The organism is Agrobacterium sp. H141, assembly GCF_057158725.1.
On record NZ_CM169893.1, the window covers coordinates 1,821,754 to 1,846,835 of the forward strand.

Below are 25,082 nucleotides of genomic sequence, written 5' to 3' on the forward strand. Positions count from 1 at the left end.
CGTTGGCGCAACAGGTTCGGGACCGACTGTCAGCCTGCAAGGGCTGCGGCGTTTTCAGTGATAAAGCTCTCCGTCGACTTCAAGGGCTGGCCGATCAGGGTGCGGGCGTCGGACGTGATTTGCGACAGCTTGCCTTCTCGCGTTGCTGTGCTCATGGAGACCAGAATCGGGATCAGGGGTGCCGGCAGGCCGGCACCGGCCATGCCTTCGGCCAGTTGCTCATCATTTATTGCCACGACATTGATGGGCTTTCCGGTCGCCTTGGATGCGAGTTCGGCAATTTCCGCGTCGGTATAGGCGCGCTCACCGGTCAAAGTCAGGATCTGATTTTCTTTTGCCGGTTTGGCGAGCGCCGCGGCTGTCGCGCGTGCGATGTCTTCACGGGCAATGTAGGCTGTCTTACCATCGCCGCTTGAGGTGTACATGGTGCCGGACGCAATGGCATTCGGGATGCTCATGAACATGTTTTCCTGGTACCAGCCATTGCGCAGGATGGTATACGGCAGTCCGGATGCAGATATGGCCTGTTCGGTGCCAAAGTGATCCGGTGCGAATGTGATCGGTGACGTATCTGCGTCGGGCAGGGATGTGTAATAGATCCGACCGACCTTGGCAGTTGTGGCAGCTTCGACGGCAGCCTTATGCTGCTGGAGGCGTTTTCCCGGTGCCATCAACTCATCAGTCGAAATGATCAGCAGGCGGTCGATGCCCTCGAAGGCGGATGGCAGATCTGCGTCGTCGAAATCAACCTTGCGGGTCTCGATATTCAGAGCGGCGAGTTCTGTGAGTTTCTGCGGATTGCGCGAGCCGGCGACAATATCGGAGGCGGGCACCTTTTCGGTTTCCAGAAGGTGCTTGATGACGAGGCCGCCGAGATTGCCGGAGGCGCCGGTGATGAGGATCTTTGTCATGGTATTTCCTTTCGGTGACGGGACGTCTATAAACCCGCAGGCGCTCTCAAAATGAGAGTAGGGCTAAATTGTAGATTGACGCCTCGTTGTAAAGAAGGCAGTTTTTCAGCAGTTGGTTACGTAAAAGGAACTACCCATGGACGCCACGCGCAGCACTTTCGAGTCCAAGTTACGGAAATACAGTGATGACAACTCCTCGATCGCAGATTGCCCGGTTCGTCTTGTCATTGCGCCGATCGGCAGCAAGTGGTCGACGCTTCTATTATTGACGCTGGCTGAGCGGCCCTATCGTTTCGGAGCGCTACGCCGGCTGGTTCCCGATATCTCCCAGCGGATGCTGACCCAGACCCTTCGGGATCTCGAACGCGACGGTTACGTTCAGAGGACAGTGTATCCAACCAAACCGCCGAGCGTCGAATACTGCTTGACCAAGCTTGGACATTCGCTCTTTGCGTCGCTTCACGTCCTGGTGCGTTGGGCCGAAGACAATGCCCGGAGTGTGGAGGCGGCGCGCAGGACGTATGACGAACTTCAAAACATCGGTTAATTCGTCAGCATCGCCACGCCATTTGCCCGTGCCCCGCATAAACCAGGGCACGGGATTTGCATACCAGCTTACTGGTCGTTGCTGAGCATCTGGCGCGTTACCAGATCAACACTATGCGAGGCGTTTACGCGGTAGATTTCGCGATATTCCTGACCGTCCTGGCCGGTGAAGCGGTGCTCGAAGTTCGAACCCACAGGGGACTTCGGCAGGTAGGATTCGTTACCGTTATAAGTGATGGAGCCCTGGATCGGCTGGGTCGCATAGGCTGCCGACGAGCCGGCAAGAACTGCGAGAAGGGTGGCTGTTGCGAACTTGTTCATAATACTCTCCTGTAATCAATGTTGCGCACAATCGAACTGTGCGGTTCGATTGCCTGTATTTCGTTATGTTTTATAACTTTTGCAAGAGCAGTCTCGCAAAAAAAGTCACGAAGGGCTTTCGAGGATCCGAAAAATTCTTCCACGGGCTATAATTTTTTGTAGGTTTCTCAAGTGCTTACGATTATTTTTGAAGGTTCTCATAGGTTGTTGAAAAAAGTTATAATAAACAACAAAACTTGCGTCTCCTGATCCAGGAGAAGGCTCTTGCCGTGTGCGGATTGGGACGCGCTCGGTGCAATTCATGTTGAAGGAGAGTCGCGCGCCACGTCGCTTACACTGCCAAAAAGACAGTCTATGTCGTCTGCATTTTTCTCTTGACGATATTCGGCGTCCTCTGTATCTAACTCGGAACCGTACGGTACGGTACGGAATTTGGGAGAGATATTTTGCTTAGCGATCCTGCAAGCGACAGTAGCTTTACACCGCGACAGAACGCCGTTCTGGACGTGGCTTTGCGCTTGCTGGTTGACGGCGGCGAAAAGTCGCTGACAACAGCTGGACTGGCGCGTGCTGCCAATTGCTCCAAGGAGAGCCTTTACAAGTGGTTTGGCGACCGCGATGGGCTCTTATCTGCGATGATCTCGCATCAGGCCTCCAAGGTGAGGACGGTCGAGCGCGCAGGCGAACGGCTGACGTCGGAAAGCCTGACCCATCATCTTGAAGTTTTTGCCCATGACTTGCTCGATGTCTTGAGTGGTGATGTGTCGCTGGCGCTGAACCGCCTGGCAATCGGCCAGACAAGTCGCGACGGCTCCAAGCTTGGTCACCTTTTGCGCGAGCGCGGGCGCCGCCAGATCGACCGGCGGGCGAGGGCACTGATCGAATCCGGCCAACGCGACGGTCTGCTGCGCTTTTCCGATGGCGAAGAAGCCTATCGTACCTTTTACGGTCTGATCGTCTCTGATCTGCATGTGCGCATGCTGCTGGGCGACAGACCGGACAATAATCTATTCGCCGCCCGGGCGCAGAAGGCCGTTGCAGCCTTTCTCACGCTTCACGGCACGGACAAGATACTGGCGGCCCCGGGTGTCGGCCAGAAAACAACGCTTTAAACGACTAAGTCAGGGAAGGAACAAGACAATGCGCGTTTATTACGATCGTGATGCCGACGTAAACCTCATCAAGGCCAAGAAGGTCGCTATCATCGGTTACGGTTCGCAGGGTCGCGCCCATGCGCTGAACCTCAAGGATTCCGGTGCCCAGAACGTGGCGATTGCGCTGCGTGCCGGTTCGGCAACCGCCAAGAAGGCGGAATCCGACGGCTTCAAGGTCATGACCGTTGCGGAAGCTGCGGCCTGGGCAGACCTGATGATGATGGCAACGCCTGACGAATTGCAGGCCGGCATCTACAAGGATGAAATCGCACCGAACGTTCGCGATGGTGCCGCGATTGCATTTGCGCATGGTCTCAACATCCACTTTGGCCTGATCGAGCCGAAGGCCTCTGTCGATATCGTCATGATTGCACCAAAGGGCCCTGGCCACACGGTGCGCGGCGAATATCAGAAGGGCGGCGGCGTGCCTTGCCTCGTTGCCGTTCATCAGGACGCATCGGGCAATGCTCTTGAAATGGCTCTGTCCTATGCCTGCGGCGTTGGCGGCGGTCGTTCGGGCATCATCGAAACCACCTTCCAGGAAGAGTGCGAAACCGATCTGTTCGGCGAACAGGTCGTTCTGTGCGGCGGTCTCGTCGAACTGATCCGCGCCGGTTTCGAAACGCTGGTTGAAGGCGGTTACGCGCCTGAAATGGCCTATTTCGAATGCCTGCACGAAGTGAAGCTGATCGTCGACCTGATCTATGAAGGCGGTATCGCCAACATGAACTACTCGATCTCCAACACAGCCGAGTGGGGCGAATATGTCACCGGTCCGCGCATCATCACCGATGAGACCAAGGCTGAGATGAAGCGTGTTTTGAAGGACATCCAGACCGGCAAGTTCACTGCCGAGTGGATGCAGGAATGGCATTCGGGCGCTGCACGCTTCAAGGGCATTCGTCGGATGAATGACAAGCACCAGATCGAAGAAGTCGGCGAAAAGCTGCGTGGCATGATGCCATGGATCGGCAAGAACAAGCTGGTCGACAAGTCGGTCAACTAAGATCGCAGATCGGCCGATAGAACGACTTCAATGAAAAGAGGCCGGGGCTTTCGCTCCGGCCTTAGTTTTGTGCTGCGTTTACATGGGACTATACGGCGGCGACCCGATTGCGGATCACTATGATCGCAAAGAGAAGCATTGCGATAAGGGTGATGAGCGAGCCGATTGCGGCGAAGGCTTCGGTAATATCGAGCATGGCCAGGGCGATACCGGGGGCGAGCAGAAGCACTCCCAGGGTGGCCGCGCCCACCTGGATTTTTGGCAGCCGCCCCAGAGAGGCTGCCGGCACCGCGTGATAGTAAAAACCATAAAGGGCGATGGTGACCCAGCCGACCAGATTGAGGTGGGCATGGGCTGGCGCGAGCATATGATCGTGCGACGCTGCCATGTAGATGCCAAAGGCCATGCCGGCCAGTGCGTAGAGGCTGGCTGTGGTCAGGCAGAAGAATGATAGTCCACGCATTTGGAACTCTCCTGTTTGTGGTGTCCCGGTGCATGGCATGTCCCCGCCAATGCGTCCCCCGAGTGTGTTTATGCTTATGCGCTTTCGGCGCGCGGCCTGGTCACTGTTGCGGTGATCCATGTACGCGCAACGGCGCGATGGTGTTTCGTACGGCAGCGCCGGAGACCGCGGCATTTCGTGTGCACCGTGTCAAGCCAGCTGCTTTCCCGTAGCCTGCGATATTCTTTTTCAGATGCGATTGTTCCCGCTGATTGCACGCTCCAGCGGATGACCTGATGCATTAGCGTACTGCGCGTCGCCGCGCTGCCTAAAACAATCCTAAGTGTCGAGGATGCTTTGCTTATACCAAGGTGGCGCGCCTGACGGCATCAATGATCGTTGGATCGAGGTGGTGGCAGCAGTGCGATGCCGTTGCGGATGGCCGCTTCGGCGATGAACGCGAAATCCGGATCTGTCTGCGGTGGAAACTGCGCGGCTTCCCCGCTTACGGGCTCGCCTACGGCATCGAAGAATGCCTCGTGAAAGCCGCCGGGCATGTTGATGATCAACATCTTTGCTGGCGTTTCGCCGATATTCCTGAAGAGGTGGGGCGTGCCCGGCTTGATGTAGATGAATTCCTGAGGGCCAAGCAGAATCGCTTTCCCGTCAATGATGAATTCCACATTTCCTTCCTGGATGAGGAAGGACTCTTCATCCTGTTGCGCGTGGTAGGGCGAGCCGGCACCCGGCGCGGTGATGCATTCCGCAACGGAAAATTTGCCGTCTGTTTGCGCAGCGCGGGCGCGAAAGGTCAATAAGTTGCCGAGGAAATGCACTCCACTGGGCGGCTTTGCCGGATCGGTTGTGCGGATCTTTTCGGTATTCATGGTTGCTTCCCTTCATGGTTTTGATACAGTTATCTCGTAATGAGATAGTAGTCTCATAAAGAGGATCAAATGAACGGTCAAGTGAAAAGTTCCGAGCGGATCAACCAGAAGAAGAGGACGCGGGCAGAGTTGCTGCGGGCGGCCCACGCGTTGATCGAACAGGGGATGCAGCCCACGATTGCGGAAGTGGCAGATCATGCGGGAATTTCGAAAGCGACTGCCTATCGTTACTTCTCGAAACAGGACGACCTCATTCGTGAGGCGGCGCTGGATGCCGTCGCAGCAACGATTCATGTAGACCCATCGAGTGGCGGAGCCGACCCGGAGGAACGGGTTGTTGATGTGATCGGTCGGATCATGGCCATGGTAGATGCTGAGGAGCCAATGTTTCGGGCATTGCTGGCCAGTACGGCCAACAACGACGCTGCCACGCGAAGAGGCGGGCGCCGGACTGGCTGGCTGGATGCCGCGCTGGCACCGCTGCGTGATGAACTGCCCGCCGAAGACTATCGCCGTCTCGTGCATAGCCTCAGCCTTTTGTGCGGTATTGAAACAACGGTGGTGCTTGAAGACGTCTGCGGACTCGACCGAGAGGAGGCGAGGGATGTCTATCTTTGGGCCGCCCGCAGGCTAGTGCGTGCAGCGATTGCCTAATTGAATGGCCAATCCGGTCCGAAACGACTTTTGCAAGCCGTCAGGTCTGTGGGAGTTCCTTCATCGAGGACAGCTTCAGGCCGTCGCCGCTCCGCACGCGGTTGCGACCCGACCGCTTGGCCTCGTAGAGACCGGAATCGGCCCGGTTGATCAAGTCCTCAGCGGAGAGAGGTTCGCCGTTGAGCATTGTTGCAATGCCGATACTGATCGTGATGCCCGGGGCGCCTGCAATCACATTCGACATGTCTATCTCGGACATCAGTTTGCGGAGCTTTTCCGCGATGCTGGCTGCACCTGTGGAATCGGTTGAGCTCATGATCAGTGCAAATTCTTCACCGCCATAGCGGGCGGCAAAGAGTCTTGGCACGTCGGCGAATTCCTTCATGACAAGACCGATCACAGTCAGGCAGGCATCACCGGCGAGATGACCATGGGTGTCGTTAAATTGCTTGAAGTGATCGACGTCAATCAGGGCCAGAGAGAGACAGTTCTCCTGTCTGACGGCCTCATCCAATTGCCTTGCAAGACGCTGATCGAACTTGCGCCGGTTGGGAAGGCCCGTCAGTTCATCGGTCATGGCGTAGTGTTTGAGTTGCGCATTGGCCCTCTCAAGCGCTTCAGCTTTTTCCGCCAACAGTTCCTGTGCCTCAACGCGCTCCTGCTTCGACTTGAGCTCGCTCACGCGCAATTCAATCAGTTTCCGGACCTGGCCGATCTGAAACAGCATAAGCAAGAGCGCAAGAGGAGCAACGAGATACAGGCCATCCAGCACAGCCTGTGCTGCCAGTATGAGCATCAAAGCTGCTGCCTGTGACATAGACTGAAGCGGGGCCATGTAGCCACGGGATGTTGCGGACTGAACGATTGCGCAACCGACTGTGAGGGTCATGAGCTGAATCGAAGGAGATGCCTGATGAAACATCAGCGCCATGGATATGCCCCAGAGCACCCCGGACATAAGGGCCGCGACCCAGAAGATGTAAAGCCAAAGCTGAAGACTGGCCTGTTCGGAGCGGCGTATATAGGCAAGCTTGAAGCCGGCTCTCATTAAGAGTTGTAAGGCTATAAACAGGACGGACCATTCCAGAGCGACAGATCCGCCACCCGAATAACTGGCAATCGCGATCATCAGAATGCCTGTGCCCGCAATCAAGTGCGGCCACATATCGAACAGATCGTCGAGAACGTCCCAACAATGGGTGCCTTCGTTGTACTCCTGCCCGACCGCGAGCTTGAGAAAACTTCCAGCAGGGGCGGACTTCATGTTGTGTCCAATGCGTGTGCCGATACTGATGCGGTAGTAATGCATGCCAGGCTTAAACAAACCCTTATAAATAATGCGCGCATTCACTCCGGTCGGATCATGGGACGTGACAGTGTCTCCTGTCGTCTGTGGCTGCCCTGTTTGGGATGTCACGATGAACACCTGCCGGTGATCCGAGCGCCACATTCAAATAGGTCAGCATTATTGACATATATAGGTCTTCGTGATCAGCTTCCTCTTAAAAGAACGCACTGAGGAAACGCTCCATGATGAATTGGGATCATATTTTCGCGACGCGCTCGTCGCGTATGCGGGCATCCGAAATCCGTGAATTGCTAAAGCTCCTGGACCAGCCCGATATCATCTCCTTTGCGGGCGGTATTCCCGATCCGGCACTCTTTCCCAATGAAGAGTTCAAAGACGCCTATGCCGGTATCTTCAGCCGGGGACAGGCTGCGGCGGCGCTGCAGTATTCGGTGAGTGAGGGCTATCAGCCATTGCGTGACTGGCTCGTCGGTGAAACGGCCAAGCTCGGCATTCCCTGCAGCAGCGACAATGTCTTCATCACGTCTGGTTCGCAGCAGGCGCTTGATTACCTGGGCAAGCTGTTCCTGTCGCCTAAGGACACGGCACTGGTGACATGGCCAACCTATCTGGGGGCACTGCAGGCCTTCAACGCCTATGAGCCGTCTTATGACCAGTTGACACTCAACGGCAATCGGACGCCCGGCAGTTACAAAGCGGCCGCCGAGACGGCGGGCGGGGCCGTCAAATTTGCCTATCTCTCGGCCGATTTTTCCAATCCGACGGGGGAAACGATCGACCGCGCAGGGCGGGAGCGGCTGCTGGCACTGGCTGACGAGCTGGATATCGCAATTATCGAAGATGCCGCCTATCAATCGCTGCGCTATGACGGTGAGGCAATCCCGCCGATTCTCGCTCTCGAGATTGCCGAGAAAGGCTCAATCGAAAATACGCGCACCATTTATTGCGGCAGCTTCTCCAAGACGTTGGCCCCGGGCCTGCGCGTTGGCTTCGTTGTCGCCGCGAAACCGGTTATTCGCAAGCTGGTCTTGATGAAGCAGGCAGCCGATCTGCACTCGTCGACGATAAACCAGATGGCGATTGCGCAGGTGGCCGAGCGCCATTTTACCCAGCAGGTCGCCAAGATCAGGGCTGCTTATGGTGCACGTCGCGATGCAATGCTCAAGGCCCTCACTGCCTCTATGCCGGCTGGATGCTCATGGACCAGGCCTGACGGAGGTATGTTCATCTGGCTGACACTGCCTGCGGGACTGGACGGCGGTGAGCTTCTGGCGCGCTCCGTCGAAACGGAGAAGGTGGCGTTTGTCCCCGGACGCGCCTTCTTCGCTGATGGCTCCGGTGCGAACACGATACGGCTATCTTTCTCCTGTGCGAACGAAGCGATGATCGAGGAAGGCATCAGCCGTCTTGGGCGCCTGATCGGCGGTGCTGTGGCTGCTGCAGCCTGACCAATACACTTGTGTGTGGTTACGTTCGTCAGGGGCGGAGCTCACAGGGCATTTTGTTATCTGATTGTGATTGTTCCCGTCCGGCTGGATGAGAAACGCGCCTCACCGGTTTGTCATACAGATGTTGCACGAGAGGCCTAGACCCGCCTCGAATTGAAACGAGGGTCTGATCATGTCCAAACGCCTTTCTTCCGCCGTCGCCGCCATCGCGCTTCTTGCATCCGCGACTTTTACCCAAGCCGCCGATCTGGTGCTCTATACGAGCCAGCCCAATGAAGACGCGCAGGCGACAGTCGATGGCTTCATGGCTGCCAATCCGGACATCAAGGTGGATTGGGTTCGCGACGGTACGACCAAGATCATGGCGCGTCTGATGTCGGAGATCGAAGCCGGCAATCCGGGTGCCGACGTGCTGCTGATCGCCGATACGGTCACGCTCGAGCGCATGAAACAGGCCGGCCAGTTGATGGCCTACAAGTCACCGGAAGCGGTCAATTACGATGCATCGCTCTATGACGCCGATGGTGCCTATTATTCCACCAAGCTGATCACAACCGGCATCATGTATAACACGGCAGCGTCAATGAAGCCGCAGCGCTGGTCCGACCTTGCCAAGCCTGAAGCCAAAGGTCTGGTTGCGATGCCAAGCCCGCTCACCTCGGGTGCAGCGCTCATTCATGCGCAGACCTTGAGCGGTGTGGACGGGCTCGGCTGGGATTATTACAAGGCGTTGAAGGAAAATGGCGCAACGGCCGCCGGCGGCAATGGCGGCGTGTTGAAAGCGGTTGCCACCGGCGAAAAGGCTTATGGCGTGGTCGTCGACTATCTTCCCATCCGCGAAAAGGCCAAGGGCGCACCTGTCGAGTTCGTCTTCCCAGAGGAGGGTGTCTCGGCCGTCACCGAGCCGGTCGCTATTCTCAATACCACCAAGCATGCCGAGGCAGCCAAGAAGTTTATCGACTACGTACTGTCTGAAAAGGGTCAGGATGGCTTCTTGAAACTCGGCTATATCCCGGCGCGCAACGGCATGCCTGTGCCCACTGGTTTCCCGGCCCGCGAAACGATCAAGGTGCTGCCGCTCGATGCTGCGGCAGCACTCGCATCGACAGACAAGGATCTGAAGACTTTCTCGGATATTTTCGCGACCAACTGAGCAATAGACTGCATTGGCCAAGTTCAGCTCTAGCGGAAACAGCCAGCCGCGCTGGCTGTTTCCTTTTGTTATCACTGCAATTTCCTGCCTGAGTATCGTGCCGCTCGGACGGCTGGTCTATGCAGGTGCGCTGTCGATCATGGGTGGGGGTGCCGGCGATCTGCTTGTCGATCCTCAGGTCTGGCATGCCGTCGTCAACAGTCTGGTGACGTCGCTTGCCGGTACCTTGATCTCTGTCGTCCTCGGTGGCGCGTTTGCGCTTGCACTTGCGCTGACGGATATCAGGGGGCGGTGGCTGTTGAGCTTCCTCTTCATGCTGCCCACCATGATTCCACCGCAGGTGACGGCACTGTCCTTTGTCGGCATGACCGGGCCATCCAGTCCGCTGTTGAAGGCGCTTGGCATTGCACCGCCTCTGGGGAGTCCGCAGCCGCTCTATTCGCTCGGTGGTATTGCGCTGTTATTGGGTATTCAGCATGCGCCGCTTGTCTATCTCTCGTTGCGCGCCGGACTTTTGTCCCTTCCGCGCGAGGGTGTGGAGGCAGCTCAATTGTCCGGGGCGTCGCCAATGCGGGTGTTGCGTGACATCATCCTGCCCCTCTCCATTCCAGGTGCCATTGCCGGTGCCGCCATCGCTTTCGTGTCTGCAATCGGCAATTTCGGCATTCCCGCCATTTTGGGAATTCCAGGCTCGATCATCACCTTGCCGACCTTGATTTATTCCCGTTTTGCCAGTTTCGGCTCCGGTACCTTTGGTGATATCGCCATGCTGTCGGGGATCATCGCACTGATCGCTGTCATTGGACTTGCCATCCAGGATCGCGCGCTCAAGGGGCGCGATTACAGGGTGATCGGGCTGTCGGGTCCGGTGGCAAGTTTCAAGCTTGAAGGGTGGCGTCTGCCCGTTGAAATCATGCTGTGGCTTTGCCTTGCCTGCATTCTTCTAGCACCCTTCGCTGCCTTGCTTGCAGCCTCTCTCGTGCCGACATATGGCGTCGCGCTGTCACTCGATACGGCAACGCTGTCGGCCTATCGCGAGATCCTGTTTCGTCAAAGCGTCACGCAGATGGCGTTTTTCAATTCGATATTTCTGGCCGGAGCAACGGCTATCGGTCTTTTGGTGATCACCGTTCTGGCGGCCTATACGCTGTCCAAGCGCCGCGGCTTTGTTGCAGGCCTGATCAAGTCGTCGATTGATATTCCCTATGCGCTTCCGGGCATCGTGATCGCGGTCGCCTTTATTCTGCTGTTTGCGGCACCATTGCCGATCCTCAAAGTGACGATCTACGGTACGATCTGGATCATTCTGCTTGCCTATTTCTCCAGTTTTCTGGCTGTCAGCTTCAAGCCGGTCATGAGTGCATTTCTGCAGCTTGATCCGGCGTTGGAAGAGGCCGCACGGCTGTCCGGTGCCGGATTTCGTCATCGGCTAGTCGATATCCTGTTGCCGCTGATCGCACCATCCGCCGGAGCATCGGTCATCCTGGTGTTTCTGATCGCCTGCAATGAACTCACGGTGTCTGCGCTTTTATGGTCAGCGGGTACACAGACGCTGGGCGTCGCCATCTACAATCTCGATGACAGCGGTTCCTATGATCTGGCGGCGGCCCTTTCGGTGCTTGTGGTGCTGATGGTGGTCGTTTTGATGCTGATCCTGGAAGGTCTGGCCGACCGTCTGCCCAGAGGAGTGGTTCCGTGGCGAAACTGATACTCAATCATCTGGCCAAGGATTTTGGCGGAGTGCGGCCAGCCGTCTCGGACTTCTCTCTCGATATTCGGGATGGCGGCTTTCTGGCGCTGCTTGGGCCATCCGGCTGCGGCAAGACGACGGTTCTGCGCATGATTGCCGGATTTGAAGTACCGAGCGACGGCGCGATCTATCTCGGTGAACGTCTGATGTCCGACGGCGGCGGGATTGTGCCGCCAGAACGCCGCAACATGGCGATGGTGTTTCAATCCTATGCGCTGTGGCCCCATATGAGTGTTGCCGAGAATGTCGGTTATCCTCTGAAGGTGCGCGGCGTGACTGGAGAACCGTATCGACGCAAGGTGGCTGACGCGCTTTCCGCCGTGCGGCTCGAGCCCTTTGCTGGACGACGACCGGCTGACCTCTCCGGCGGGCAGCGACAGCGCGTGGCCTTGGCGCGATGCCTCGTGACTGAGCCCGATGTGGTTCTTCTGGACGAACCGCTTGCCAATCTCGACCGCCACTTGCGGCAGGAGATGGAAGAGACATTCCGCGAATTTCACCAGCGCTCTGGCGCAACCATGGTTTATGTGACCCATGATCAGGCCGAGGCGATGGCGCTTGCCACGGATGTCGCGGTGATGTCGGAAGGGCGCCTGTTGCAGGTTGGAGCGCCCGCCGAACTGTATGCGCGGCCTGAGGGCAAGCTGGTTGGCGGACTGATGGGGCAAGGGGGTATTCTATCGGTCAGGGATGACGGGATTGCCGAGCGTGTCTACGATCATTCGAGAATGGCGACCGGTCTTGACCAGCTGCAATCTGACGAACGGACAGTCGACGTTCTCGTGCGGCCGCAAGATATCGAGATTGGTTCTGACGGTGTCGCTGCGCGGGTTGAGAGCGCGACGTTCGAGGGCGAGCGCCATCTGTTGCGACTGACCCTGGACGATGGACAGAGCCTGCGCGCATTCAGTCGGATCGCCGTCAAATCCGGAGACCATCTCAACATCAGGATCCGTGAAGGCTGGCGCCTATAGGCGCTCAGGAGCCTTGCAGACGCCTCACCACAATCTCATTGCGGCATATATACATCGCCCCGTGCAGTCGTGTTCGGTGCTGCCATATTTGCCAAACCTTAAGCACCGTCGGCCTAGTTTCGCTTGTGGGCCTCTTGCCCGTGTGGAATTTCGGGGCCGGCGATCAGTGAAGGCTGGGTGAATTGATGCGATTTTTGGCGTTCGACGGCTTGCGCGGATTGTTTTCTATTTTTGTGGTGTTGTCGCACATACCGGCTGCGACTTTCCTCTACCAGTCTGGGCTCGAATCCAGCGGCCGTTCCCTTGTCGATCTTTTCTTTGTCTTCAGCGGCTTCGTCATCGTCGCAGGCTATGAGCAGAGGCTGCTCGAAGGATACAGCTTCCGCCGTTTTCTCATCGCGCGCCTTGGACGGATCTATCCCATACATGTGGTGATGCTACTGGTTTTTATACTGACAGAAATTGCCTTTGCGACCATTTTGAGCCCGCTCGCCCCTGAAGGCCGGGGCTATTTCGAGGGCCCTAAATCTCTCTTCGCGATTGTCACCAATCTGACCCTCATTCAGGCCTGGGGTATTCACGATCAACTGACCTGGAATTTTCCAAGCTGGAGCCTTTCAACCGAATGGGCGGCTTATCTGCTGTTTGCCGCCTCGCTCTTCTGCCTAAGGCGACGTTTTCTGTATGTGACCGTCGTGGTGATCCCGTTCAGCATGGCGATGCTGGTGTTGGTTGCGCCGGATGGCATGAGTTCGTTTCAGGATTTCGGCGTCTTTCGGTCATTCCTTGGCTTCAGTTGCGGAACGCTTTCCTATTATCTTTTTGGCTATCTCTACCAGCGTGACTTGTTCAAGACTGTTGCTGTTGCGGTTTTCACGGCATTGGAACTTGCAGGATTTGCGCTGATGATCGGGCTTCAGCTGGCGATCGGTCGCACGGAATATGCCGTGATCCTGCCGGTAGTGTTCATTCTCTTGATGGTGCTGTTCGCCTACGGCCGAGGCCATATCTCGGCGTTGATGAGCACGGCTCCAATGATGTATCTCGGTGCGATTTCCCTTTCGATCTACGTCGTGCATGCGTGGATCGTTCTGCGCGCCGGCAATGTCATGATGTTGGTTCAAAAACTGACCGGTATCACCTTGTTCGATTATACGACGGATGTTGGTCAGCAGTATTTTCGACTGTCGCTCTCGCCGCTCGCAGCCAATCTCTATGCTTTGGTCATTGTTGTGCTGACCGTGATTGTCAGCCATTTCACATATCGATGGGTGGAGTTGCCGGGTCAGACGCTCTTTCGCAACTGGGGTAAAAAATTGTGGCCGTCTGCTTCGCCGGCACCGCAAGGGCAGCCAGCCACGCTGCCCGGCACCAGATAGCAGTCACAAGTCTGCTTGCGGCCTCCGCTCTTAGATGGTTCATTGGCGCTCCAGTCACGCCCTTGATCAGGCGCTCGGGGGGCGTCTCGTCTGATGGATGTCCTCAAAGGAGTTTCACCGACGCTTGCGCCAGCCCTCCGGCGTCGAAAAATCCCGAAAGTCTCACATGACGCTTCGTCTTGCTACCTTCAACGTCGAAAACCTGATGACGCGGTTCGATTATTCGGGTTTCCGAAATGGCTCGCGACAGGACAGGGTCCTGCAGCTGTTCGAGGTCGATAACGAGGCTGAGTATCAGCGTCTTGAGGCGGCACGCGTGGTGGCATCAACCGACGACACGCGTCAGATGACGGCGCTTTCGATCGCCGACGCCGATGCCGATATCATCTGCCTGCAGGAGGTGGATAATCTCGAAGCGCTTCAGGCGTTCGAATATGGCTACCTGTTCCGCATGATGGGCAGCGGCTACCGCCACAAATATCTTGTGGAGGGGAATGACGGGCGCGGTATCGACGTCGGCGTGATGATGCGCGAGGAAACGCGAGACGGCGAAAAGATCGAACTCACGGATATCAAAAGCCATGCCGGTGTCACCTATCGCGAACTCGGCCTGTTCAATCCGGCACTCGTCGATCGAAACGCACCCGATGACAAGATCTTCAAGCGCGACTGCCTGGAAGTCGATCTCAGAATCGGTGGACGTCCCTTTACGCTCTACGTCGTGCATTTCAAATCGATGGGCGGTGCACGCGATGGCGTCGATGGACGCATGGTAACCAAGCCTGTGCGCGAGGCGGAGACGTATGCGGTGCGCCACATTATTGAAGCGCGTTTCGGTAAAGGCGGCACTGCAACCAAGTCTTTTGCCATCTGCGGGGATATGAACGATTACCAGGAGCGGGTGGATGTGTCCGGCGACCGACGCCGTGGCTACAGCTTCCATCATGTCGGTGCGCTCGACAGCGCGCTCGATGCGTTCAGCCATGACGGTTTTGTTGAAAATCCAATGCTGCGTCGGGATGCACTCGATCGCTGGACGCTTTATCATTCGCGTGGCCCGCAAGAACAGCATTTGTGTCAGCTCGATTATATCTGGCTGTCGCCGCATCTGGCGCGGCGAAACGCAAATGCCGTTCCTGAAATCATTCGGGGCGGGCAGCCATTCCGCACGCCGTTTCCGCCTGGCCAGGAGGTCGAGCGTTATCCGCGGATCGGCTGGGACCGACCCAAGGCGTCCGATCATTGCCCTGTCGTCATTTCTCTGGATCTTGAATGATCGATATCACTGAAGAAGATCATCGCTTGTGGCCGCCGGAACATCTTATTTTTCCGGTCGGTTCCCTCAGTCTTCAGGTCTTGCCGGTCGATCATCCATTTCATATCGCGGAACGCTTGGAGGCAGAACGCAACTGGCTCCAGGAGGTGGACAAGAAGCCGGCTTTGTTCAACGGGCAGGTCGTGCTGCAGCATCGGCTGACGATGGACGATGGCGTCATCGAAGGGGTCGGGCACCTCGTTCCCTATTCGACCTTTCTCTGGTGGCGCGCCCAGCAGCCGGCACGGGGCGGATTTCACCTGTTTGGCTTTCCGGTGTTGATCTCCTCCGACGGGGCAATCATTGCCATCAAGATGGCGGCTCACACCATCAACGCAGGAAAAGTCTATTGCGCCGCTGGATCGCTCGACAAGGACGATGTCGCGAATGGCGCCTGCGATCTCGAGGGCAATATGATGCGCGAGGTCCTGGAGGAAACCGGTCTCGAGCTTTCCTCTGCGCGTGCTGATGAGAAACTCTTTGCCAGCCATCGGCAACGACGGGTCACCGTTTATCGCCGTTTCCATTTCGACAGGACAGCAGAAGACCTGATGGCCGATATCCGCGCACATATGGCGGTCGATGGTGAACAGGAGATCGCGGATGTCGTTGCGATCCGCTCAAACGACCCTGCGGCCCACAATTATGATGTGGCGATGCTGCCCTTGTTGACGTGGATATTTGGAGACGGGGCTTGACCGGATGAACTGTCGCGGGGGATGAACGTTAAACGGATGACACACCGATGACGAGCGGAGGCGCCTTTGGCACGCGAATACTCGATCTATGATGTTTTCACTGACCAAAAGCTTGCCGGCAATCCGTTGGCGGTCATCTTCGACGGCGAAGGATTGACAGCCGAGGCCATGCAGGCAATCGCCGGCGAGATCAAGCTATCCGAAACCGTCTTTGTTCAGAAAGCGGAGAATACGGCCTATACCGCCCGTATCCGCATTTTTACGCCAGCGCGTGAATTGCCCTTTGCAGGACACCCAACCGTCGGCACGGCCATCGCTCTTGCGGAACGTAACCATGCAGACGCCGGCGGATCGCTCGATCAGGTCTCGGTGCTCGAGGAGAATATCGGGCCAGTACGCTGCGCTGTGCGATTGCGGCCCGGAGAAGCGAGCTTTGCCGAATTCGATCTGCCGCGCAAACCGGTAAAGATGGATTATATTCTTGAAAAAGGCGGCATTGCCAATGCGCTGTCGCTGAAGGCCGGCGAGGTCGGGTTCGAGAATCACCTGCCATCCGTCTGGAGCGCCGGCGTGCCCTTTCTGGTGGTGCCGGTTCACAATCTGCGCTCGGTCGAAAGCCTTGAATTCGATCCGCAGATGTGGGAGCGCGTCGCCCCCTATGCCGATGGTGCATTGTCGTCGGCTTATGTCTATTGCCGAGGCGGGGTTCATCATCGCGCCCGTTTTCATGCACGCATGTTTGGTTCGGGCATGGGGATTGCCGAGGATCCGGCAACCGGTGCGGCAGTGGCAGCGCTTGCCGGCGCTATTCAGCATTTTGATGCATTGCCGGATGGTCATCATCCCATGATCGTCGAACAGGGTGTTGAGATGGGGCGCCCCTCCTTTATTCACCTGCATATCGATAGCAAGGACGATGAAATCGTGAAGGCCAGGATCGGGGGGCAGGCGGTGCGTGTTGCAAGCGGCGTACTGGACCTTTGAACGAGAAAAATCGCAAAGGTCGAAAGAAAATTCACCGAGGTGGTAGACAAGTCTGAGCTTCCTGTTTATACGCCGCATCACACCACCGGACGGTGGCTGTGGGTGATTAGCTCAGTTGGTAGAGCAGCTGACTCTTAATCAGCGGGTCGTAGGTTCGAGCCCTACATCACCCACCATTTCTTCTTCCTGGGAAGAAAAAACGTCAGCTCCAAATATAAAATTTTCCGTGATCTGCATCTGTTCCGCTGACTACTAGGTCGCGTTCCCGCAATGTTTCTGTTTTAGTCCTTGGGCTGTTCCACTTGCCTGTGGATTGCTGTGGATAACCTAAGGTAAGGTGGCGTGGTGGCAGGAGACAGGTAGCCGGCAACATAGATCGAAAATGCGATCATTGATGCGGCGTGTCGCTATGCATGCCGTCCTTTCCTTTGCCATATCGCATCTCTATGATCGGCCACAGTTCGTGCCTGCAGTTAAAGGACAGAATTTGCTTCTTTCGCATCGTATCCGACGTCTGTTCGTCGCCATCGCTTTTTTATCTTTGACTGCCGGCATTGCCGGTGGATCCGCCGTTCCTGTCCAGGCTCAGGCAGCGATTATCAATGATGAGAACGCCATCCAGAAGGCGGAGCAGGAAATCACCGACGCGCAGAAGCGTCTCGAGACTTTGCGCAAGGTCGTCGAAGGCAATGTCACCGACGATTCGCGTCTGATCGACACAAAAGTGAGCATTGACGAGGTCACGCGCGATCTTCTCGCCACCACAGTCAATCTTCGCCCGCGGCTCGACGAGGTCAAAAGCCACCTCGACCAACTTGGAGAGCCGCCAGCCGAGGGGCAGCCGGCCGAAGACTCATCGGTGACCGATGAACGCAACAAGCTCACCGCCCAGCGACTGAAGATCAATAATCTGACAGGAGAGGCTGAAGATCTTTCGATCACGGCCAACAAGCTATCGAATGCGATCACCAAAATTCGCCGCGATCTCTTCACTGACCGGCTTTTGGAGCATACCGACATTTCTCCCTCGTTGATTTCGGATGCAGCAGCGGCCTTTACCGTCGAAGTGAGCACCTTGGTTCGCACGGTCAGCAGCTGGTTCAACTTCATCTGGAACTACAAGCGTCTCTCGCTTGCAAGCGCGGTGTTGCTGTCCATCGCGTTAGCCTTGTTTTTGCTCGCCGTCGAATACCGGCTGTTCGGTCGCCTTATCCGACGTGATCCGGCAATCAAGGAGCCCGCTTATACAAGCCGATTGTCTGTGGCCTTCTGGGCGACGATCCTGCCGGCGCTAGCCTTGGCCTTCTTTCTTGTCACATCCTATTTCCTGCTCAAGACCTTCAACGTCTTGCGTATGGATATCGCTCCGATCGTCTCCGCGACCTACAGTTTTATCGGTCTCGTCGCTTTCGTTGCATTGATATCACGTGCGATTCTCGCTCCCAGGCAGCCCAGTTGGCGGCTTGTCTCTGTTTCCAACAGTGGCGCACGCAGCCTCGGTGTAGCCATCCTCATGATGGCCATCGTCAATGGCCTCGATTACGTCGCTGGCAGCATAAGCGAGGCGCTGGGCTCGCCCGTCGTTCTCACCGTCATGAAGAGCCTGATTTCCTCTGCGGTCGTTGGCTTGCTGGTCATCTATGTTTCATTCCTGAAGCCCGTTGCAGGTGAGGATGGAGCCGACAGCGCCGACAGCCGCGATTGGCCTCGCTGGATCGTCTGGGCGCTCAGGTTGATCGGTATCGGCCTCTTGCTTGCCAGCCTCTCGGGTTATGTCGGCATGGCACGTTTTCTGGCAACGCAGATCATCGTGACGGGCGCTGTCATCGCCACGATGTATATCGGCATGCTGTCTGCCCGCGAGATATCGGCTGCTGACCGGTTCGGCGAGACGAGGGTGGGAAAGTATATCGAGGAGCGTTTCCATCTTGGCAGCGTCAGTCTCGACCAGGTCGGCCTTGTCGCCGGATTGCTCAGCTATCTTTTTGTTCTGGCCATCGGTGTTCCGCTGATCCTGTTTTCCTGGGGTTTCCAGCCCAGGGATATCGAATTGTGGGCTTTTCAGATCTTTAACGAGATCTCCATTGGCAATATCCGGATTTCGCTATTCGGGATTGCCGGCGGCGTTCTGTTGTTCGCCATCGGGCTTGTGGTTACGCGCTGGTTTCAGAAATGGCTCGACGGTAGCGTCATGGCGCGGTCGCATGTCGATGCCGGCGTGCGCAATTCGGTCAAGACGGGGGTCGGCTATATCGGCGCAGCAATAGCCGGCGTCATTGGCGTTTCGGCAGCCGGGATCAACCTGTCCAGCCTGGCCCTTGTCGCCGGTGCCTTGTCTCTCGGCGTCGGTTTCGGATTGCAGAATATTGTCTCCAACTTCGTCTCTGGCCTCATTCTGCTGGTCGAGCGGCCTTTCAAGGTCGGTGACTGGATTGCCACCGGAACGACCGAGGGCTTTGTCCGCAAGATTTCGGTGCGGGCAACCGAGGTCGAGACATTTCAGCGCCAGACGATCATCGTGCCGAATTCGGAGTTCATCAACGCGTCGCTCGGCAACTGGACCCACCGCAACCGTTTGGCGCGCATCGATGTGCCGATCGGTGTTTCCTATGACAGCGATCCGCGTCAGGTGATCCGGATACTGGAGGAGGCGGGCCATGCGCAGGAAGGCGTGCTGAGCAATCCCGAGCCGTTTGTCATCTTCCTCGGGTTCGGCGATTCCTCGCTCGACTTCCAGCTCTGTATCTTCGTGCCGGATATTCTCGATGCCTTGAACGTCAAGAACGGTATTCGTATCGAGGTGTTTGAGCGCTTCAAGAAAGCTGGAATCGAAATCCCGTTCCCACAGCGCGACGTCAATCTCTTCATGCGCGAAAATCAGGTAAAAGAGGCAGTGAAGACAGCAACCGCTGCCGCACAACGCCCGATGGATAAACCGGAACAACACGGTATTGTGGAAACTGGCGACATACCGGAGGATGCATCCGGCGATGGCGATAAAGCCTGAGTGATATTATTCAGGTCGCATTCAGGTTGACGGTGTATAACGGTTGCAAATGCTTGAGGTCTTACAAGATCAAAGCGACATTCTAGACGAGAGGGCGGCGCTGTTGCGTCGTAAATGCCATGAGAAACATGATGACTACGCTTATGTTGCTGACCTTGTCCGCTGGCATGGCATCGGCAGCGACCGTTACAAACAAGGATTCTGCGCCGATCGTCTTGTCGGTCGTTGAAAACGGCAACCGTATGGAAGTGGCGTTGGATGCCGGTGCAAGCCAGTCACTATGTCCGACCGGCTGCTTTTTAACGCTTCCGAACGGAGACCGGATCGGTCTCCAAGGCAATGAAAAAGTCGATATCATCAATGGTTCCGGTACCATCAAGTAATGGCCTGAACCAGTATCGCGATCAAAAAGAAAGCGTCCGGTCTAACCGGACGTTTTTCTTTTTTCGCACCCCAAAAAAACAACTGCACGTCCGTGTTTGGGAATGTTTTCTTCAGGTTTCATTAATAGCTTTGCGAGTTCCGTGCTTCTGCGATTAACAGTTCTTCAAGCTGATGATGTTAGAACCTCCTGAAATTAGTGAAGTTCTCGAGAAAAGGCGTAGCATGGCAATCTTCGGTATTTCCGGAATGCAGTATTCCGGTCAGCAATTCCCCGATGTCAGGATCATCGTGGCGGAAGACTCAAATGTCTTCACATCCATGATCACCACACGCCTGAAAGAACTATTCAGCATAGACGCCGAGGTCTGCCGTACGTTCGAGGATTTGCAGGTGGCCAATGAACTGGCCGACGAGCCGGTGACCTTGGCCATTTCCAACATCAATCTGCCGGGTGCCGAAAATGGCGAGGCTCTGGAATATCTGATCGATCTCAATATTCCGACGATCGTGTTTACCGGCACATTTCACAGCGACACTCGCGAGAAACTTCTGGCGAAAGAGATCGTCGACTACATCCTCAAGGACAGCGTTTTCGCGGTCGAGATGCTGGCCGAGTCAATCTATCGCTTCTTGACCAACCACCAGCACCACGTGCTGATCGTCGATGATAGCCCGACAGCGCGTGCGTTGTTGTCCACCCGCCTGAAGCGCTACAATTTCCGGGTCAGCGTTGCCGAGAACGGTGCCAAGGCACTGGAAATCCTGAAGGCCAATCAGGATATCGGCCTGGTGGTGACCGACTATAACATGCCCGATATCGATGGCTTTGAATTGACGCGTCGTGTGCGTGCCGTTCGCGGCAGTCATGAATTGCGCATCATCGGCGTGTCGTCCTCGACGGATCGTCTGCTGTCGGCGCGCTTCCTCAAGGTTGGCGGCAACGACTTCATGCTGCGCCCCTTCATTGACGAGGAATTCTACTGCCGCGTCAACCAGAACCTGGATACGCTGGTGCAGATCAATGCCGGTAAAAAACAGCGCGCCTGATTGAGGATTGCTGGCTGTCTTCAAACCCGTCGCGGCCTCGGCCGTCGGCGGGTTTTTTGCGTCCGGGATCTGTCTGCTGCCACTTTCTGGCGGTGAATCGCGCTAACGAACTGGCAAGTTCGATCATGCTTTCTATCTATAGGGCTCTTATCCTCGCACCGACTGGTTACAACCGATGCCGCCCATTATTTCGATCCAAAATCTTTCCAAGACATATGACAACGGTTTTTCTGCCCTCAAGGATGTTAGCATCGACATCGAGAAGGGGGAGATCGTTGCTCTTCTCGGTCCCAACGGGGCGGGAAAAACGACACTGATCTCCATTGTGTGCGGTGTCGTCAATCCGAGCGGCGGGACTGTTCTGGTCGGTGGACACGACGTTGTAAAGGAGTTCCGCAAGACCCGGGCTGTAATCGGTCTGGTGCCGCAGGAACTGACGACGGATCAGTTCGAGACCGTGTTCAATACCGTCACATTCTCGCGCGGTCTCCACGGCCAGCGTGCCGATCCGGCCTATATCGAGGACTTGCTGAAATCCCTGTCGCTGTGGGACAAGCGGGACAGTGCCTTGCGCGAACTTTCCGGCGGTATGAAGAGGCGCGTGCTGATTGCCAAGGCTCTCTCTCACCAGCCCGACATTCTGTTCCTCGACGAGCCGACGGCTGGCGTGGATGTGGCCTTGCGCAAGGATATGTGGCGACTGGTGGGCGAGCTTCGCCGTACGGGTGTCACCATCATCCTGACGACCCACTATATCGAGGAAGCCCAGGAGATCGCCGACCGCATCGGTATCATCAACAAGGGTGAACTGCTGTTGATCGAGCAAAAGGATGCGCTGATGCACAAGCTCGGGCGAAAGCAGATGGTGCTGGAGCTGGCGGAGCCGATTGATGGCGTTCCGGAGGCGTTGTCTGCCTATAATCTCAATCTATCCGAGGATCGTTCTCAGTTGATCTTCGAATATGACCAGGAAACCAATCATGGTGGCGTTGCCGGGCTGCTGGCCGCTGTCGAGGCGGCCGGTGTCCGCTTCTTGGACATCTCCACCAGCCAGACGTCGCTTGAAGATATCTTCGTCTCACTCATCGGAGAAAAAGCATGAATTACGAGGCGATCAAGTCAATCTACTATTTCGAGATGAACCGCACACGCAGAACCATGCTTCAAAGCGTGGTGTCTCCGGTGGTCTCCACCTCGCTCTATTTCATCGTGTTCGGGGCTGCCATCGGCTCACGGCTGCAACAGATCGACGGTGTATCCTACGGTGCCTTCATTACGCCGGGGCTGATCATGCTGACGCTGATCACCCAGTGCATTTCCAACGGTTCGACCGGTATCTACTTTCCGAAATTCGTGGGAACGATCTATGAGATCCTCTCGGCACCGGTGGCGATGACGGAGATCCTGTTGGGCTATGTTGGGGCTGCGGCGACAAAAGGCATGATGATCGGTTTCATCATCCTTGCGACTTCGGCGCTCTTCGTTGACCTGCATATCGAGCATCCGGTCATGATGGTCGTGTTTATGGCGCTGACGGCCATCACCTTCAGTATGGCCGGTTTCATCATCGGGATCTGGGCGAAGAATTTCGAGCAGTTGAGCATGGTGCCCATGCTCGTGGTTCCGCCTTTGACTTTTCTCGGCGGGACCTTCTATTCGGTCAGCGTGTTGCCGCCGTTCTGGCAGACGGTCAGTCACCTCAATCCTGTGCTCTATCTCGTCAGTGGCTTTCGCTGGAGCTTCTACGGCATTGCAGACGTCGCTCCGACCATCAGCTTTGCCATGATCCTCGTCTTCCTGGGCATCTGCCTCGGTTTTCTGAGCTGGGTGTTCAAGACAGGATACAAGCTGCGCAACTGACCTTCAGTCCTGTAGCCGCAACTCATCGGACTGAATGTTGATCGAACTCAGCGTGGAGAGAAAGCTCATTCCGAGTAGGCTCTGATCGAGCATTCCCTGCTGGGTGACTGTCGCTTCGATGTTTTCGCGGCGGATCGGGCCGAGGTCGATGCTTTTCAGGCGGACCGGGGCTGCCTGCGCGCGGCCATTGGCCGTCAGCATGGTGCGGCTGTATGTCAAACTTTCCGGGTCTATGCCGGCGGCAATGGCGTCTTCATAGGAAAGGGCAACGATTGTCGCTCCGGTGTCAACCAACATGGAGACCGGGGTGCCGTTGACCGTGACCTTGGTCTCGAAATGACCGCCGAGCGATTTGTGCAGGATGACGATCGGCTGACCATCGGCATTGGTTGCGACGACCGCACGGCCAGGCATCAGACCGGAGACCAGACGATTTCCCACTTGCTGCAATTCGTTGCGATAGAGATAGCCCGTGGTCAGCGCCATGGCGATCAGTGCCCAGGTCAGCATCTGTTTCAAACTCTCGCCCAATGAACGACGGCTGGCAAGGATACCGACCGACAGCATCGCGGCGAAGGGCAGGAGCGTGATCAATTGCCCGAAGCTGTCATTGTCCATGCCGAAGCTTCGGCCGGTATCGTGGTTGGCAATCAAAACGACCAGGCCGAAGGCCAGGATGGCGATGACGATATAAAATCTGTTCAAGCTATTCTCGCTGTTTTGCCATGCGGCTGCGGCGGGTTTCGCGGCGCGGTTTGCGCTCGATGGTTTCCAGCCGGGTGGGGAGTGCTTCCATGATGGTGCGGCGCTGTTCACCGGTATAGCCGCTCCAGCCGCCGATCTCCTCGCGCGTGCGACCGCAGCCGAAACAGAGGCCGGTCTTGTCGTCCATCACGCAAACGAGGATGCAAGGTGATTCCATGGGGCGCCTCTGTTGTCAGACCCTATATTGTGGCTTCAGACTGCCAGAGCAAGACTTGCAAGCATCAGGCATTCGCAAATCTGTTGGGTGGCACCGATGGTGTCGCCGGTATGGCCACCGATGCATTTGCGGACAAAGGCTGTAAATGCGGCACAAGCGAGAGCCGCCATAGCCGAGCCAAACAGCATTGGCGCAAAGCCCGCCGACGGCCAGAGCAGGGCGAATGCGACGATCACCGCGGCGATGAGCGCTGCAGTCACAGCATCTCTCGTCGGTTCCCCTTGCGATGCTGCAACGCCATCTGTCTTGGCCGGACCGATGGCCGACCAGTGCCAGACCATCAGCGCTCTGCTCAAGGCGGCAACCGCTGGCAGGCAAAGGGCAGCCTCGATCGGATCGATCCTCATGGCGATGGCACCGATGGCTGAGGCCCTGAGGCCAAAGCTCAAGACCATGGCAATGACACCATAGGAGCCCACGCGGCTATCCTTCATGATGGTGAGCGCATGGTCTTTGTCGCGGCCGCCAAAAAGACCGTCTGCAGCGTCGCTCAAGCCGTCTTCATGCAGTGCTCCAGTGATCATGGTCTGCAGGGTCAGAACCAGGAAGGCGGCCAGATAGACCGGCGCATCGGCTGCCAGCAGCAACCACAGCAATATCGCGGGACCAGCCAGGATCAGCGCTCCTGCGAGCGGGAATGTCTGGACACCGCCCGAAATGCTGGGGCCTGTGCCAGAGAAAAATGATCTGGGCACGGGAATGCGGCTCAGGAAGGCAATCGAGCGGACGGTGTCGTCAAAATAGTCGCTCAATTTCATGGCCTTGCGAACCTCCATTGCATGTGCGACCGAAATGTCGCTTTTTTGGGTTGTGGCATATTCCCGGGCTTATTATGAGAGGCCACAAAGCCTCAAGTCGAGTGCAAAGACAA

General features: G+C 56.6%; 25 protein-coding genes and 1 tRNA gene. 18 read left to right on the forward strand and 8 right to left on the reverse strand.

From position 1 onward, the window contains the following. Nucleotides 1-29: 29 nt before the first annotated feature. Nucleotides 30-911 carry an SDR family oxidoreductase gene (locus ACWPM9_RS08310; protein WP_484757362.1) on the reverse strand — a complete coding sequence of 294 codons (882 nt, stop codon included), beginning with the start codon at nucleotides 909-911 and terminating at the stop codon, nucleotides 30-32. A gap of 136 nt (nucleotides 912-1,047) precedes the next feature. Between ACWPM9_RS08310 and ACWPM9_RS08315 the strand changes: the two genes are divergently transcribed. After that, the gene (locus ACWPM9_RS08315) at nucleotides 1,048-1,458 is read left to right on the forward strand and encodes a winged helix-turn-helix transcriptional regulator (protein WP_428187100.1); all 411 of its coding nucleotides are present in this window, start codon (nucleotides 1,048-1,050) and stop codon (nucleotides 1,456-1,458) included. Between the two features lie 68 nt (nucleotides 1,459-1,526). Here ACWPM9_RS08315 and ACWPM9_RS08320 read toward each other — a convergent pair whose 3' ends face one another. Next, entirely contained in the window at nucleotides 1,527-1,778 is a 252-nt protein-coding gene (locus ACWPM9_RS08320) for a hypothetical protein (RefSeq protein WP_428187099.1), read from the reverse strand. Nucleotides 1,779-2,224: 446 nt separating this feature from the next. Here ACWPM9_RS08320 and ACWPM9_RS08325 point away from each other — a divergent pair, with 446 nt between their 5' ends. Both ACWPM9_RS08325 and ilvC read left to right on the forward strand, forming a co-directional pair. Further along, nucleotides 2,225-2,890 carry a TetR/AcrR family transcriptional regulator gene (locus tag ACWPM9_RS08325; RefSeq protein ID WP_428187098.1) on the forward strand — a complete coding sequence of 222 codons (666 nt, stop codon included), beginning with the start codon at nucleotides 2,225-2,227 and terminating at the stop codon, nucleotides 2,888-2,890. Between the two features lie 28 nt (nucleotides 2,891-2,918). Beyond that, the gene (gene ilvC / locus ACWPM9_RS08330; protein WP_484757363.1) at nucleotides 2,919-3,938 is read left to right on the forward strand and encodes a ketol-acid reductoisomerase; all 1,020 of its coding nucleotides are present in this window, start codon (nucleotides 2,919-2,921) and stop codon (nucleotides 3,936-3,938) included. 88 nt (nucleotides 3,939-4,026) lie between these two features. Here ilvC and ACWPM9_RS08335 read toward each other — a convergent pair whose 3' ends face one another. Both ACWPM9_RS08335 and ACWPM9_RS08340 read right to left on the reverse strand, forming a co-directional pair. Continuing rightward, a complete protein-coding gene (locus tag ACWPM9_RS08335; RefSeq protein ID WP_484757364.1) occupies nucleotides 4,027-4,401 on the reverse strand; it encodes a hypothetical protein in 375 nt (124 codons plus the stop codon). Nucleotides 4,402-4,769: 368 nt separating this feature from the next. Then, complete coding sequence (locus tag ACWPM9_RS08340) at nucleotides 4,770-5,267, reverse strand: cupin domain-containing protein (RefSeq protein WP_484757365.1); 498 nt, start codon at nucleotides 5,265-5,267, stop codon at nucleotides 4,770-4,772. Between the two features lie 69 nt (nucleotides 5,268-5,336). On the opposite strand from ACWPM9_RS08340, the gene ACWPM9_RS08345 reads away from it, so the two are divergent. Further along, nucleotides 5,337-5,921 carry a TetR/AcrR family transcriptional regulator gene (locus tag ACWPM9_RS08345; protein WP_484757366.1) on the forward strand — a complete coding sequence of 195 codons (585 nt, stop codon included), beginning with the start codon at nucleotides 5,337-5,339 and terminating at the stop codon, nucleotides 5,919-5,921. A gap of 40 nt (nucleotides 5,922-5,961) precedes the next feature. On the opposite strand, the gene ACWPM9_RS08350 is transcribed toward ACWPM9_RS08345, so the two are convergent. Then, complete coding sequence (locus tag ACWPM9_RS08350; protein ID WP_484757367.1) at nucleotides 5,962-7,185, reverse strand: GGDEF domain-containing protein; 1,224 nt, start codon at nucleotides 7,183-7,185, stop codon at nucleotides 5,962-5,964. 266 nt (nucleotides 7,186-7,451) lie between these two features. Here ACWPM9_RS08350 and ACWPM9_RS08355 point away from each other — a divergent pair, with 266 nt between their 5' ends. The 14 genes from ACWPM9_RS08355 to ACWPM9_RS08420 all read left to right on the forward strand — a co-directional run bounded on the left by ACWPM9_RS08355 (nucleotide 7,452) and on the right by ACWPM9_RS08420 (nucleotide 23,229). After that, nucleotides 7,452-8,678 carry an aminotransferase-like domain-containing protein gene (locus ACWPM9_RS08355; protein ID WP_484757368.1) on the forward strand — a complete coding sequence of 409 codons (1,227 nt, stop codon included), beginning with the start codon at nucleotides 7,452-7,454 and terminating at the stop codon, nucleotides 8,676-8,678. Nucleotides 8,679-8,850: 172 nt separating this feature from the next. Then, nucleotides 8,851-9,831 (forward strand): ABC transporter substrate-binding protein, encoded by a 981-nt coding sequence (locus ACWPM9_RS08360; protein WP_484757369.1) that lies wholly within the window; start codon nucleotides 8,851-8,853, stop codon nucleotides 9,829-9,831. A gap of 13 nt (nucleotides 9,832-9,844) precedes the next feature. Beyond that, on the forward strand, nucleotides 9,845-11,539 hold the full coding sequence (locus ACWPM9_RS08365) for an ABC transporter permease (protein ID WP_484757370.1): 1,695 nt from the start codon (nucleotides 9,845-9,847) through the stop codon (nucleotides 11,537-11,539). Beyond that, nucleotides 11,527-12,555 (forward strand): ABC transporter ATP-binding protein, encoded by a 1,029-nt coding sequence (locus tag ACWPM9_RS08370; protein WP_484757371.1) that lies wholly within the window; start codon nucleotides 11,527-11,529, stop codon nucleotides 12,553-12,555. The genes ACWPM9_RS08365 and ACWPM9_RS08370 overlap by 13 nt, the downstream gene beginning before the upstream one ends. 185 nt (nucleotides 12,556-12,740) lie before the next feature. Continuing rightward, nucleotides 12,741-13,934, forward strand: a complete 1,194-nt coding sequence (locus ACWPM9_RS08375; protein ID WP_484757372.1) for an acyltransferase family protein — start codon at nucleotides 12,741-12,743, stop codon at nucleotides 13,932-13,934. A 166-nt stretch (nucleotides 13,935-14,100) separates the two neighbouring features. Beyond that, nucleotides 14,101-15,210 carry an endonuclease/exonuclease/phosphatase family protein gene (locus ACWPM9_RS08380; RefSeq protein WP_484757373.1) on the forward strand — a complete coding sequence of 370 codons (1,110 nt, stop codon included), beginning with the start codon at nucleotides 14,101-14,103 and terminating at the stop codon, nucleotides 15,208-15,210. After that, a complete protein-coding gene (locus ACWPM9_RS08385) occupies nucleotides 15,207-15,947 on the forward strand; it encodes an NUDIX hydrolase (protein ID WP_484757374.1) in 741 nt (246 codons plus the stop codon). The genes ACWPM9_RS08380 and ACWPM9_RS08385 overlap by 4 nt, the downstream gene beginning before the upstream one ends. A 66-nt stretch (nucleotides 15,948-16,013) precedes the next feature. Beyond that, entirely contained in the window at nucleotides 16,014-16,931 is a 918-nt protein-coding gene (locus tag ACWPM9_RS08390) for a PhzF family phenazine biosynthesis protein (protein ID WP_484757375.1), read from the forward strand. A 100-nt stretch (nucleotides 16,932-17,031) separates the two neighbouring features. After that, a tRNA-Lys gene (locus tag ACWPM9_RS08395) sits at nucleotides 17,032-17,107 on the forward strand. 218 nt (nucleotides 17,108-17,325) lie between these two features. Beyond that, a complete protein-coding gene (locus ACWPM9_RS08400; protein WP_484757376.1) occupies nucleotides 17,326-19,938 on the forward strand; it encodes a mechanosensitive ion channel domain-containing protein in 2,613 nt (870 codons plus the stop codon). Nucleotides 19,939-20,066: 128 nt separating this feature from the next. Then, nucleotides 20,067-20,321 carry a hypothetical protein gene (locus tag ACWPM9_RS08405; protein ID WP_484757377.1) on the forward strand — a complete coding sequence of 85 codons (255 nt, stop codon included), beginning with the start codon at nucleotides 20,067-20,069 and terminating at the stop codon, nucleotides 20,319-20,321. A 223-nt stretch (nucleotides 20,322-20,544) separates the two neighbouring features. Next, nucleotides 20,545-21,369 carry a response regulator gene (locus ACWPM9_RS08410; protein ID WP_428187083.1) on the forward strand — a complete coding sequence of 275 codons (825 nt, stop codon included), beginning with the start codon at nucleotides 20,545-20,547 and terminating at the stop codon, nucleotides 21,367-21,369. Nucleotides 21,370-21,544: 175 nt separating this feature from the next. Continuing rightward, a complete protein-coding gene (locus tag ACWPM9_RS08415) occupies nucleotides 21,545-22,471 on the forward strand; it encodes an ABC transporter ATP-binding protein (RefSeq protein ID WP_484757378.1) in 927 nt (308 codons plus the stop codon). After that, complete coding sequence (locus tag ACWPM9_RS08420; RefSeq protein WP_484757379.1) at nucleotides 22,468-23,229, forward strand: ABC transporter permease; 762 nt, start codon at nucleotides 22,468-22,470, stop codon at nucleotides 23,227-23,229. Before ACWPM9_RS08415 ends, ACWPM9_RS08420 begins: the two co-directional genes overlap by 4 nt. 3 nt (nucleotides 23,230-23,232) lie before the next feature. On the opposite strand, the gene ACWPM9_RS08425 is transcribed toward ACWPM9_RS08420, so the two are convergent. From ACWPM9_RS08425 to ACWPM9_RS08435, 3 genes are read right to left on the reverse strand one after another with little or no spacing between them, the layout of a single operon-like run. Next, nucleotides 23,233-23,934 (reverse strand): retropepsin-like aspartic protease family protein, encoded by a 702-nt coding sequence (locus tag ACWPM9_RS08425; protein ID WP_484757380.1) that lies wholly within the window; start codon nucleotides 23,932-23,934, stop codon nucleotides 23,233-23,235. A 1-nt stretch (nucleotide 23,935) separates the two neighbouring features. Beyond that, nucleotides 23,936-24,151 (reverse strand): DUF1289 domain-containing protein, encoded by a 216-nt coding sequence (locus ACWPM9_RS08430; protein WP_428187079.1) that lies wholly within the window; start codon nucleotides 24,149-24,151, stop codon nucleotides 23,936-23,938. A gap of 35 nt (nucleotides 24,152-24,186) precedes the next feature. Beyond that, nucleotides 24,187-24,969 (reverse strand): adenosylcobinamide-GDP ribazoletransferase, encoded by a 783-nt coding sequence (locus ACWPM9_RS08435; protein ID WP_484757381.1) that lies wholly within the window; start codon nucleotides 24,967-24,969, stop codon nucleotides 24,187-24,189. Between the last annotated feature and the right edge of the window lie 113 nt (nucleotides 24,970-25,082).

Coding starts and splice junctions, on each gene's coding strand:
- ACWPM9_RS08310 (WP_484757362.1), bottom strand. CDS start 911: ATGACAAAGATCCTCATCACCGGCGCCTCCGGCAATCTCGGCGGCCTC.
- ACWPM9_RS08315 (WP_428187100.1), top strand. CDS start 1,048: ATGGACGCCACGCGCAGCACTTTCGAGTCCAAGTTACGGAAATACAGT.
- ACWPM9_RS08320 (WP_428187099.1), bottom strand. CDS start 1,778: ATGAACAAGTTCGCAACAGCCACCCTTCTCGCAGTTCTTGCCGGCTCG.
- ilvC (WP_484757363.1), top strand. CDS start 2,919: ATGCGCGTTTATTACGATCGTGATGCCGACGTAAACCTCATCAAGGCC.
- ACWPM9_RS08335 (WP_484757364.1), bottom strand. CDS start 4,401: ATGCGTGGACTATCATTCTTCTGCCTGACCACAGCCAGCCTCTACGCA.
- ACWPM9_RS08340 (WP_484757365.1), bottom strand. CDS start 5,267: ATGAATACCGAAAAGATCCGCACAACCGATCCGGCAAAGCCGCCCAGT.
- ACWPM9_RS08345 (WP_484757366.1), top strand. CDS start 5,337: ATGAACGGTCAAGTGAAAAGTTCCGAGCGGATCAACCAGAAGAAGAGG.
- ACWPM9_RS08350 (WP_484757367.1), bottom strand. CDS start 7,185: ATGAAGTCCGCCCCTGCTGGAAGTTTTCTCAAGCTCGCGGTCGGGCAG.
- ACWPM9_RS08355 (WP_484757368.1), top strand. CDS start 7,452: ATGATGAATTGGGATCATATTTTCGCGACGCGCTCGTCGCGTATGCGG.
- ACWPM9_RS08360 (WP_484757369.1), top strand. CDS start 8,851: ATGTCCAAACGCCTTTCTTCCGCCGTCGCCGCCATCGCGCTTCTTGCA.
- ACWPM9_RS08375 (WP_484757372.1), top strand. CDS start 12,741: ATGCGATTTTTGGCGTTCGACGGCTTGCGCGGATTGTTTTCTATTTTT.
- ACWPM9_RS08380 (WP_484757373.1), top strand. CDS start 14,101: ATGACGCTTCGTCTTGCTACCTTCAACGTCGAAAACCTGATGACGCGG.
- ACWPM9_RS08385 (WP_484757374.1), top strand. CDS start 15,207: ATGATCGATATCACTGAAGAAGATCATCGCTTGTGGCCGCCGGAACAT.
- ACWPM9_RS08400 (WP_484757376.1), top strand. CDS start 17,326: ATGCGGCGTGTCGCTATGCATGCCGTCCTTTCCTTTGCCATATCGCAT.
- ACWPM9_RS08405 (WP_484757377.1), top strand. CDS start 20,067: ATGATGACTACGCTTATGTTGCTGACCTTGTCCGCTGGCATGGCATCG.
- ACWPM9_RS08410 (WP_428187083.1), top strand. CDS start 20,545: ATGGCAATCTTCGGTATTTCCGGAATGCAGTATTCCGGTCAGCAATTC.
- ACWPM9_RS08415 (WP_484757378.1), top strand. CDS start 21,545: ATGCCGCCCATTATTTCGATCCAAAATCTTTCCAAGACATATGACAAC.
- ACWPM9_RS08420 (WP_484757379.1), top strand. CDS start 22,468: ATGAATTACGAGGCGATCAAGTCAATCTACTATTTCGAGATGAACCGC.
- ACWPM9_RS08430 (WP_428187079.1), bottom strand. CDS start 24,151: ATGGAATCACCTTGCATCCTCGTTTGCGTGATGGACGACAAGACCGGC.
- ACWPM9_RS08435 (WP_484757381.1), bottom strand. CDS start 24,969: ATGAAATTGAGCGACTATTTTGACGACACCGTCCGCTCGATTGCCTTC.